Origin of the sequence: Pontimonas sp. (assembly GCF_031581085.1) — a bacterium.
Taxonomy (GTDB): domain Bacteria; phylum Actinomycetota; class Actinomycetes; order Actinomycetales; family Microbacteriaceae; genus Pontimonas.
Genome location: NZ_JAVLBO010000030.1, coordinates 1 through 10818, shown reverse-complemented (window position 1 = coordinate 10818; position 10818 = coordinate 1). Strand labels below are relative to the sequence as shown.

Here is a 10818-nt window from a genome sequence, read left to right as displayed (position 1 = left end):
GGGGCACACTTTTGAGGATCACCTGGGTGGCTTTGGTTTTTGCCAATATCCAGCGGGCATCGCTGAAGCGCTTCAGGAAGAAGGGTTGTTTTTTCAGGACGGCGACTTCGCGGAAGCTCGCAACCGAATCGAGAATGGACCCGGTCGAGGCAATAGTTCCCTCGTTGACATCCCGCCCCACCTGCTTCAGCTTTTCTCCGATCACCCACTGAATACCGGTCACAACAACCAATAAATACAGGCTGACCAAGATTGCAGCAACGGGGTTGACCAACACAAAGGCACCAAGAATCATCAGCATCAGGGCCGACTCCACGATGATGTTGGCCACGTTGTTCAGCAGTCCGCTATACATCGCCCCTGTCGATGCGTTGACCGCATACTGGATGTCCGCCTGGGAAAACCGACGCAGGTCACCCAGTGACCCGCTCAATAGGTAGTCGGCAAGCTTCCTCGACGCCCGCACTTCGATACCCGCCATGAAGCGCACGAGCGCGAGAGAAAGAATGAGATTAAACGTGGCCTTCAATAAAAAGGCCCCGGCGGCAATCGCCACAAGCATCGCGATAAACGACGGAGGGGTTTCTTCGACGCGAATGCGGTAAAGACCGCCCAGATCGAAATCAATCTCACCGGAGGCCACCGCCATCACGAGCAAACCGATTGCGGCGATACCGGCGAGGTCAAACAGGTTTGCGGTGAGACGCCCGGCGATCAGGGCGCCGTAGAGGACCTTCTGCCTACGGGTGAGAAAACTCCACGTCGTCTTCAGTGCCTCACGCAATAGCTACGCCCCCGCAGTGGTCAAAAACGGTCGGTCGGTCCACGGTTTCCCCTCGTGCTCCAAAATCTCGCGGTCGGCATCGACCATGATCGTGGCGAGCTGCGGGGTGAGAACCTCCGGTGTCCACCCCAGGGCTTTTTTCGCCTTCGAGGCATCACCCACGAGGGCGTCCACTTCGGTGGGGCGCAGGTAGCGCTCGTCAAACTTGACGTATTTTTTCCAGTCCAAACCGACGTGCTCAAACGAGAAACGAAGGAAGTCCTCGACGGTGTATTCGGTCCCGGTGGCGATGACGAAGTCGTCAGGCTGGTCGGCCTGGAGCATCAGCCACATCGCCTGGACGTATTCGGGTGCGTAGCCCCAGTCGCGAATGGCGTCGAGGTTACCCAAATACAGCGTGTCCTGAACACCGGCAGCTATGCGCGCCACGGCGCGGGTGATTTTCCTCGTCACGAAGGTTTCACCGCGCCGGGGTGATTCGTGGTTGAACAGGATGCCCGACGTGGCGAACATGTCGTAGCCCTCGCGGTAGTTCTTGGTCACCCAGTGCGAGTAGAGCTTCGCCGCACCGTAGGGCGAGCGCGGGTAAAACACGGTCTCCTCACTCTGCGGTGGCGGTGTGGCACCAAACATTTCCGAGCTGGAGGCTTGATAAAACCGACACGGCAGATCGAGCAGACGGATGGCTTCCAGGAGTCGAATAGAGCCTAAGCCGGTGGTGTTTCCGGTGTGTTCTGGTTCATCGAAGCTCACCCGGACGTGGGATTGGGCCGCGAGGTTATAGACCTCGTCGGGGGCGACCGTTTGGAGCAGTGTGGTGAGCCGGGAGGAGTCACTGAGGTCGCCGTAGTGGAGAAAAAGTTTGGCGTCTTTTTGGTGAAAGTCGACGTATAGGTGTTCTAGACGCTGAGTGTTAAACGTCGACGAGCGGCGGATGATGCCGTGGACTTCGTAGCCTTTACCGAGCAGAAACTCTGCCAAATAGCTGCCGTCTTGACCGGTAATTCCGGTGATGAGGGCTTTTTTTGTCCTGGTTGCCATACCTTTTCGTGTCCTCTATCTGGCGATTTGGGCCATCGACCCGCGCAGTGTTGTCTCACCCGTGCACCGCTTCGGTCGCGGCACCCCCCAAGGGTAGTGGTTTTATCCCTGTTTTCTTTTCCGATTCAAGGTGTGGGCGGCGAGCCTGGAGGCCCAGGCGACCGGGTATTCCCACAGGGGCTCGATGCCGCGAAGCACTGCGGGGAGGTGTCGACGCTTCACCATCCGCGCTTCTCGCTCGGATTGTGTGCGGTCCTGGACGGTCAGTGAATCGGGGTGCCAACCAAACGCGCTGACCACCCGGGTGGTGTGCACAAAGCGGCCCCTTTTCTTCAGCTTCAGCAACACATCCAAGTCCATCGCGAGCGAGAGCGACTCGTCGTATCCGCCCACCTGCTCGAGTGCATCGAGTCGCATCAGCGCCGCGGGGTGTGGAACGAGGTTTGGTCCCTTGCCGATCATCAGCGACGCGAGGGATCCCGCCCGCGACGTCCACAGCAGCTGGCCGTCATCGTCGATGTAGTCACAGCCGCCGTAGGCGACTACCGCCCGGTCATCGGCTCGCAGCATGTTGTGGAGGGTGGCGAGGCCCCCTTGTTGGTAGTAATCGTCATCGCCCAGCCAGATATAAAACTGCTCGCCCGCTCGGGCAGAAAGCCCGGCGTTAATCGCCGCCGACATACCTCGATGGGGGTCAGTGACGATCTCGACGCGGTCAGCCAGGACGTCTGGCAGCGCGTCTTTTTTGTCCTCGGGGATGACGACAACGACCCGCACGGACACGTCGGGGCGTTGGGCATCGACGGAGCTGAGGGCGCGTTGGAGCTTTTCGGGGCGATCGCCCAGTGTGGGTAAGACCACCAAAATGTCCGACGTGCCTGTTGCCAGTGTGCTCACCCCCGAATCGAGTCTCCACTCTAGACTCGTGGCAGCACGCCGCAGGGAAATCGGGGAAATGGGGTTTGTCAATGTCGGTCGGTTCAATGTCGGTCGGTTTGCCGTTTTCACTCGGCTCGCAGACAAAAGTCTTTGTGGCGGGCGGTCGGGGTTTGGTCGGCAGCGCGGTGGTGCGCGAGTTGGAGTCGAGGGGCCTTAGTGCAATTGACGCCCCTCGCTCGGCTGAGCTGAACCTTCTCGACCGAGACGCGGTGGCCACCTATCTTTCAGACAACACCCCCGATCTGGTGATCGATGCGGCCGCGCGGGTGGGTGGTATTCACGCCAACAACACCTACCCGGCGGAATTTCTCTCCGAGAACATTCAAATCCAGGTGAATCTGATGGACGCCGCCGCCCAGGCCGGCGTCGACCGGTTCGTGTTTTTAGGCTCGTCCTGTATTTACCCGAAATTTGCGCCGCAGCCCATCCCCGAAGACTCGTTGATGACCGGCGAGTTGGAAGAGACCAACAGCGCCTACGCGGTGGCCAAAATTGCGGGGATTCAGCAGGTTCAAGCCCACCGGAAACAATACGACCGGCATTGGATTAGTGCGATGCCGACCAATATTTACGGCCCGGGCGATAATTTTCACCCCGAAGATTCGCACGTGGTCCCGGCGCTGATTCGTCGAATCCACGAAGCGAAAGAATCCGGTGCCAAAGAAGTCGTCATTTGGGGCTCTGGCACACCCCTTCGAGAGTTTCTGTTTGTGGATGACCTGGCCAGAGCAATCGTGTTCCTCGCCGAACACTACGACTCGGAAGAGATCATCAATGTGGGCTCCGGCGAAGAAGTCAGCATCCGCGAACTGGCCGAAACCATCGTCGACGTCGTGGGCTTCGAAGGCGAACTGGTCTTTGACACGTCGAAACCCGATGGCACACCGAGGAAGTTTCTGGACAATTCTCGAATTGACGCGCTCGGCTGGAGCCCCCGCGTCTCGCTTCGAGACGGCCTGATGGAGACCTACCAGTGGTTTCTCGAACACGCCGAATCGTTTCGAGGAAAGTAGGGAGCACCGTGGCATCGGATTCGTGGTCGCGTTTTGAACAGTCAAAAGAGCGGGTGAGCAACAACGAATCGCTGAGCTACTTCGAGCGCTACTCCTCGCCCCACACCCACCCGGGCGGGGCCATTTGGCGCACCGTGTTACAAAAATTCCGCGTCCTCGCCCTGTTTCTCACCAGGCGCATCGCCCAAGGCTCCGGCAAGGCGGAAGCCTTGGCGGGAATGCGTCAACTCGAGGGTCGGGCCGCGGGCAAAGACGTATTGCTACTGGCCAGTGGCCCCTCGGCCGCAAGAATCAACACCCGTGAGGTCGCGAAGCGCCAAAAAGCCGGCGAATTGGTCGTGATCGCCACCAACTATTTCCTGCACAGCCCGCTTGCGACAACCCTCACACCAGATTTTCTGGTGTGGTCAGATTCGGTATTTCACCCCGCCCGCAAGAGCGAGAACGCTGAGGCCTGGCAGAAGGTGGAAGAAAACCCAGAAGTGCACATGGTGATGCCCTGGACCTGGCAGAGCATTGTGACCACCATGTCAATTGCTCCCCGTACGGTCTATTTCGATAACGACAGCCTGGAGGGCTGGTCCACCAACACCTCGCCGCTCTACCCCCGCGGTTACCAGGGCAGCACCGGAGTGAAAGCACTGGGCTTCGCCCTGCACTTAGAACCCCGAACGGTCTTCGTCATTGGGTTAGACCTCAGCTATTTTCAAAGCTTCCGGGTAGACAGCGACAACCGGGTCGTTCGACAACCCACCCACCTGCAAGGCACCGATTCGGGTATTCAAGACATCAGCGGCCACACCATTAACGGCATCGCCGACAGTCTTTACTCCACGGCCAACCAGTTTTTATCGCTGAAGCAGCACTTTTCCGGACACCCCATCGTCAATCTCGACCCCGACTCGCTAGTCGATGCGTTCGACAAAGTCACCGAACACCCGCTCGTGAAAAAAGCCCCCCGGAAGAAAACCACGGGCTCCTAAGACCACAACCCGGCGAAGCCGCTTCCGGGAGCACAGGCTGGGCGACCGCGCACTCGCTCCGCATCACACAGTGGCGATCTGACAGTGCTAATGAGCCAGTGCCCATCACACCGGGCCCATCACACCGGGCCCATCACACACTGCAGTTGGCTGAGAAGGCCTCAGCGGCTGAGGTATCGCACCACCCGGCCGAGAAAATCGATGGGGTGTCGAAGGGGAAACCACAGCCACATCTTTTTTTCTTCAGCGGATTCGATTCTCCCTGCTTCGGGGGATTCGACCACATCATCCGGGTGCGTAAGCGGAAAGCGCAGAGTGCCGAGGGGCACCTCCGCGGTGAAGCTCTCGAACTGGGTGTGGGTAGAGTCCGCACCAAAGCCGATGTTGGTGACCAGGTTTTCGCGCGGAATGGCGCTTAGGTATCGGCGACGCTGGGCGTGCAAGACAAAGGGCAGGGCCCACGAGTTCAGTTCGTGGGCTTTTTCCATCATGCGATGCAGTTGGTTTCGCCTCGCCGTCGAAGTGAGCCGAGCAAGGAGCACCTCACCCTCACTGTCACTCCACTGATGATTAAGCCCCTCTGTTGAAAAGTCCTGCCACACCCTCCTCCAGGTGGCCCAGCCCCAAATGCGCACATCCGGGGAGAAGAAATAGGAGTCGTCGTTTATCTGCTTACCCCGCAGGAAGTTATTTCCGGAGACAATTCCAACCCGCTCATCGTCGTGGTATTTCTCCAACAACTCGGTCGCAAAGGGGAAAAATGATTCGTCTGCCACACAGTCGTCTTCTAAGACGATGGCGAACTGTTCGTGGGAAAACACCCAGTCCAGACCAGACGACACCCGTGCCTTGAGCCCCATATTGGTATCGGAAAAATCGGTGTGCACTGGGCAGTCCCACGGGGCACGAGTCACCAGGTCACGCACTTCTTGACAGAGTGTGGCATCGCCAGGGTGGTCATCCCGCGGACCATCCGCGATGACGTACACCGATTCGGGCGAAGCCGCCAGCACGCGCTCCAACACCCTCTGGGTCACCTCCGGCCGGTTAAACAGCAAAAGGGCAACGGGGGCACTCTGTGGCCTGGCCTGTGATGCACTCACCCTGCAAGCCTAGACAGGCCAGGCCACCACGCGCTCACACAGCGTGCTCACACAGCGGGCCCATAAAACGTCCTCACGCCACATCGGCCGCCGAGGAACTAGCGTGGAGTGGTGGCCCTACGCATTGCGCACCTATCGTTTTCCTCCTCGGGGGGAGCGGGAACGGTGGCGACCCGTTTGGCCGATATTCAACGCTCCATGGGTCACGAGGCGACTGTGATTTCACAGATTGCCGGATCCCTCCGAGACGCCCCGTTTACTGCCCCGCTGCACACAGCGGCCGCAACAGCCGATCAGTTCCTGGTCAAGAGTGCCTCTTTTGACGCACCCATTTCTCTCTATCGCGACCGGTTGTCACAACAGCTCGACGAGTCCTTGCGCGGTGTCGACATCATCCACCTGCACTGGCCACACGGGCTGATCGACCTGGACCGGTTGGGCGAAATTGCCGGTAGCCGCCCGGTGGTGTGGACCGTGCACGATATGGCTGCTTTTACCGGCGTCTGCCACTACTCGCTCGGTTGTGAGCGCTTCACCTCGGGCTGTGCAGCCTGCCCTGCCGTAAAAGGCCCCTTCCGAGGAGCCGTGGAACGACACCTCACCGAAAAGGCCACGGCCCTTCAGGGAATTCATGACCTTCGGGTGGTGAGCCCCAGCCACTGGCTTGCCGGTGAAGCCAGCCGCTCCCCTCTGTTCGAGGGCAAGGACATCCGTGTAATTCAGAACCCGCTCGCGTTAAGCGATGCGGGGGAACACAATCCTGACCAACAGCGCGCTAGTGATCCAGAAGGCCGCGACCTAGCTAGCACCGCAGAGGGAGGCGATACAGCGCGCGAGGCACTCACCTTCGTGGTGCTCGCGGCCAATCTTGAGGACCCTCTCAAAGGCGTCGAGGACGCGGTCGAGGGCTTTCGAAGGGCTTTTCCTACCGGGCAGGGCGCCACCCTGGAGTTGGTGGGTCGAGGTGAGAGGGGTGCCTCCATTCCCGGTGTGGTGGCCAGGGGCTACCAGTCATCGAGCGAGGTGGCGAAAATCCTGGAGCGGGCCGACTATCTCGTCGTGGCCTCCCGGGCAGAAAACCAACCCCTGGCTATTGCCGAAGCGCAGGCTGCCGGTGTTTCCCTCATTGGTCGAGAGGCCACAGGAATTCCCGAGCATCTAGAGATCGATCCGGAGGGTGCGCTGTTTGATTCGGTCGAATCCTTGGCCACCGTGTTGGGCACAGTCACACCGCGTTCCTCGACACAACGTGCACAGTTAGCCCACAGGGCCCGGGTGCACTACGACCCGATAGCGGCCGCCCAGAGCTACGAAAGGGTCTACTCGACCGGCTAATCCCGGCATTTCTACGGCGGCATATTCGCAGGAATTCGACAGCTACACCGAGCCCTTCCTTCTGGGAAATGGGCCCCTCTTCTGGGAAAATGGGGCTACGATGCCTCCCGACACCGACAGCGCGACCCGGCGGGCATCTTCTGTGGAGGCTCGCACGGAGTCCAACCGGCGTCGCGACGTGCAGGGGCTTCGGGCCGTCGCCGTGCTCGCCGTTGTGGTCTACCACGCCGGCATTCCCCTACCGGGTGGGTTCACCGGTGTTGACGTATTTTTCGTGATCTCCGGCTACGTCATCACGTTGATGCTGCTTCGTGAGTGGGGTCGCTCCGGTCGGATTTCTCTTGCTTCCTTCTACCTGCGTCGGGTGAAACGACTGGTCCCGGCCTTGGCCGTCATGGTCTCGGCGACACTGCTGGTTTCGCTGTTTTTTCTTCCCCCACTGGGGGAAGACAACCGTGTTCTCTACACGGCGGCGGCCGCGTTGCTCTTCGTGGCGAACGTCGCCATCGATATTCTCTCCGGCGACTATTTTGCCGCGAGGTCCCAAACCAACCCCCTGCTTCACACCTGGACCTTGGCCGTCGAGGAACAGTTTTATCTCGGGTTTCCACTCCTTCTCGTCTTGGGCCTGGTGGTACTGGGCCGCCGGATAGGGGCAAGACGGGGTGCACTCACTCTCATTGCCACCGCCACAGCGGTGTCGTTTTCGCTCGCGGTACTCGCCTCGAGTACCGAGCTTCCCATCGGTGAATCGTTGCTCGGTTTTTATTCACCCCTCTCGAGGGCGTGGGAATTTGGGGTCGGATCTTTACTCGCCTTTGCCGAACCCGCACTGAGGCGAATACCCCGCGCCGTGGGCAGTGGTCTTGCCGCCCTGGGTGCAGCGTCACTGGTCGCGTCTTTTACGCTCATCAGCTCGGTGACCCCCTTTCCCGGCCTGTGGACACTGCTCCCGGTGCTGGGCACCGCGGCGCTATTGATCGCGGGGGTGTCCCACCCCGAAGGGGTCATCACGCGAAGCGTGTCGGGTCGCTTCCTCGGTTGGGTTGGAGACCTGTCCTATTCGCTGTATTTGTGGCACTGGCCCGTCATCGTCATTGTCACCCTCACCTGGCCAGATAGCGACACGGTGGCCGCACTCGCGGGTCTCGCCAGCATCGTGCCCGCAGCTGCTTCCTACTACCTGATCGAGCGGCGCTTTCGCCACGTGGAGACCCCCACCAGGCGCTCCGTCGTGTTGTTTTTGCTGCGGATCTTATGGCTTCCCGTCCTCACCTGGATGGCGGCGTGGTGGGTAGCCTCTCGAGTGGTGGCTCCGTTTGTGCGGGATGAAATTGGTCAGCCCACCCTCGACAACATCGCGATCGAGACGGAGTGCATCACCGAAGAGGGCTTCAATCGGGAATGGGCGCAATCGTGTGTGTGGGGTGAAGACCGCCCGGGCGAGCCGATCTATCTGATCGGCGATTCCAACGCCGCGCACTTTAGTGAATCGGTGTTGGGAGCCGGAGAAATACACAACAGGCCGGTGACGATCATCACCGCTCCGTCGTGTATTCCGCTGCGGGATATGACGGTGACCTACGAGGACGGATCCGAGGTCTTCACCTGGTGCTCTAAATACAACGCATTTGCCTACGACTTTTTGGAAAACGCCCCACCAGGAACCATCGTTCTTGCCTTTTACGATGTGCTCTCCTGGTCGGATGATCGCCACTACCTCGCACGAGGCGAAATGGCCTCCGGTTCAGGCGACAAGGCCGACACCCTCGAGCGCGAATTGCTGCGCGACACGGAGAGTCTGAGCGAATTCGGTCACGACTTTGTCTTCGTCCAGACGATTCCGCAATTTCGCACCCCGGGGCCCTCTTTTGACCCTCGTGAGTGCAATCTGCTGGAGCTCGTCAACGACAACTGCGCTCGGAGTGTCGCAATGAGCACGCTGGATAAAACCCAGGGCTTTAATCGCGCGGCACTCGAGGCGGTCGCCTCGGCCAGACAAGAGCCCCTCATCGACCCCCGGGACGAGCTCTGCGACGAAGTCTTCTGCTCCACCGGAGACGACGGCTTCATCACCTACCGCGATGACATTCATATCTCCGTCGCCGAGGCCAAACGAATGATTCCCTACTTCGAGGCGGTCCTCGCCCCCCGATGAGGTACTCCCCGGTCCCCTCCCCCACGAGAAGCTCGTGCACAGCCCCCTCCCGCTCGGCCTCTAGGCTGTTGGGCATAGGCCTTCGGGGGCTTTATCTGGGGTGATGATGACGAGCGATACGAGGGCGGGTGCCGGGAAGGCTGCCGCGACAACCGCCGGCTCGAAAGGCCACTACCTTCCTCACATCGAGGGCACCAGGGCGCTGGCAGTGCTCCTGGTCGTCTTCTACCACGTGTTTACCGAGCAAACCGCGGGTGCGGTGGATGTCTTTTTCGTCCTCACCGGTTTCCTGGTGATTTCGAGCCTGCTGCGAAAAATTGACCGCGGCTTTAGCGGGGTAAAAGATTTTCTCGTCGGTCTGTTTATCAGGCTCGCCCCCGTGTCACTGGTGGTTCTTCTCGGCACCTACATCGGTGCCCTCCTGTTTCTCTCCCCGGTCGGAATCAACCTGGTCCACCGAGAGATCATCGCCTCGGCGCTGTATTTAGAAAACTGGCAGCTGGTCATCCAAGGCTCGGACTACCTCTCCCGCAGTGAACCCCCAACCCCCGTTCTCCATTTCTGGGCGATGAGTGTTCAAATGCAGTTTTATCTGACCACCGCGTTGATTTTCGCCCTGGTCATCGCGGCGGGGATGAAGACCGCGCGGGCAGTCAATGCCCGCGCAGTACTCACTGGCATTTTCTCCACGGTGTTTGTGGCGTCATTTATCTACAGCATCTACCTGACCTACTTTGTCGACTCGGCCTGGGCCTACTTCGACACCTTCGCCAGGGGCTGGGAATTTTCGATGGGTGCGCTTTTGGGCCTGGCGCTGTCAAAGTGGCCCGCAATGGCCATTCACTCGGCGTGGGGTTGGCTCGGTGTCGCCGGCTTACTCGCCGCGGGCGCCCTGGTGGCGCCGGTGGCACCATTCCCCGGCTTTGCCGCTCTTGTTCCCACCCTCTCCACCGTGTTGATCATCCTCGCGGGCCGCAGTGTGAAGGTGGGCTCGGCGGGTGCGTTGCTCTCGACACCGCTTATGGTCTCCCTCGGAGGAGTCGCCTACACCCTCTATTTGGTGCACTGGCCACTGCTCATTTTTTACCGGGAATATGTCACCCAATCGGTGAGCCTCACCTGGGCGCTCGTGATCATCGCCCTCTCGATTGCCCTGTCCTACCTGCTTCGATTCGCGGTGGAGAAACCTCTTCTTCGCCTGAAATATGGCATCAACGCGAACCGTGTTCTGGCCGTCACCGCCATCCCCCTCCTGATTGTCACGGTCGCCCTGCCGGCCTACAGCATTTCTCAGAACAACTCCCAAATAAACCCGGGAGATTTCATCGGGGCACCAGAGCCTGTTGGTGAAGGACCCGCCGATACCGAGGTGTCTGTCGACCGGCTCGACCCGGCCGAGGTCATTCCCCCCTTTGAACAGGTGAGTGCCTCGAGACCACCGGTCTATTTCGACGACTCTCCG

The 10818-nt window shown here is 59.9% G+C and carries 9 protein-coding genes; 5 read left to right on the top strand and 4 right to left on the bottom strand.

What is annotated here, in order from left to right; translation table 11 throughout:
• From RI518_RS07145 to RI518_RS07135, 3 genes are all read right to left on the bottom strand, one after another.
• Positions 1-784 (bottom strand): ABC transporter transmembrane domain-containing protein (locus RI518_RS07145; protein ID WP_310689710.1); only part of this gene is annotated, 784 nt, incomplete at its 3' end.
• Between the two features lie 3 nt (positions 785-787).
• Positions 788-1825, bottom strand: a complete 1038-nt coding sequence (gmd, locus tag RI518_RS07140; RefSeq protein ID WP_310672309.1) for a GDP-mannose 4,6-dehydratase — start codon at positions 1823-1825, stop codon at positions 788-790.
• 102 nt (positions 1826-1927) lie between these two features.
• Entirely contained in the window at positions 1928-2722 is a 795-nt protein-coding gene (locus tag RI518_RS07135) for a glycosyltransferase (RefSeq protein WP_310689709.1), read from the bottom strand.
• 71 nt (positions 2723-2793) lie between these two features.
• Here RI518_RS07135 and RI518_RS07130 point away from each other — a divergent pair, with 71 nt between their 5' ends.
• Both RI518_RS07130 and RI518_RS07125 read left to right on the top strand, forming a co-directional pair.
• Positions 2794-3777, top strand: coding sequence for a GDP-L-fucose synthase (locus RI518_RS07130; protein ID WP_310689708.1), 984 nt, complete (start codon positions 2794-2796; stop codon positions 3775-3777).
• 8 nt (positions 3778-3785) lie between these two features.
• Positions 3786-4760 carry a hypothetical protein gene (locus RI518_RS07125; protein WP_310689707.1) on the top strand — a complete coding sequence of 325 codons (975 nt, stop codon included), beginning with the start codon at positions 3786-3788 and terminating at the stop codon, positions 4758-4760.
• Between the two features lie 161 nt (positions 4761-4921).
• Here the strand turns inward: RI518_RS07125 and RI518_RS07120 are convergent, their stop codons facing one another.
• A complete protein-coding gene (locus tag RI518_RS07120) occupies positions 4922-5863 on the bottom strand; it encodes a hypothetical protein (RefSeq protein ID WP_310689706.1) in 942 nt (313 codons plus the stop codon).
• Between the two features lie 111 nt (positions 5864-5974).
• Between RI518_RS07120 and RI518_RS07115 the strand changes: the two genes are divergently transcribed.
• The 3 genes from RI518_RS07115 to RI518_RS07105 form a co-directional block, all read left to right on the top strand.
• Complete coding sequence (locus tag RI518_RS07115; RefSeq protein ID WP_310689705.1) at positions 5975-7198, top strand: glycosyltransferase; 1224 nt, start codon at positions 5975-5977, stop codon at positions 7196-7198.
• 100 nt (positions 7199-7298) lie between these two features.
• The gene (locus tag RI518_RS07110; RefSeq protein ID WP_310689704.1) at positions 7299-9356 is read left to right on the top strand and encodes an acyltransferase family protein; all 2058 of its coding nucleotides are present in this window, start codon (positions 7299-7301) and stop codon (positions 9354-9356) included.
• A 103-nt stretch (positions 9357-9459) separates the two neighbouring features.
• Positions 9460-10818, top strand: a 1359-nt coding sequence (locus RI518_RS07105) for an acyltransferase (RefSeq protein WP_310689703.1), incomplete at its 3' end; no start/stop codon positions are given.

What these genes read in the sequence shown, in the direction of transcription:
- gmd (WP_310672309.1), bottom strand. Translation starts at nt 1,825, where the DNA reads ATGGCAACCAGGACAAAAAAAGCCCTCATCACCGGAATTACCGGTCAA.
- RI518_RS07130 (WP_310689708.1), top strand. Translation starts at nt 2,794, where the DNA reads ATGTCGGTCGGTTCAATGTCGGTCGGTTTGCCGTTTTCACTCGGCTCG.
- RI518_RS07110 (WP_310689704.1), top strand. Translation starts at nt 7,299, where the DNA reads ATGCCTCCCGACACCGACAGCGCGACCCGGCGGGCATCTTCTGTGGAG.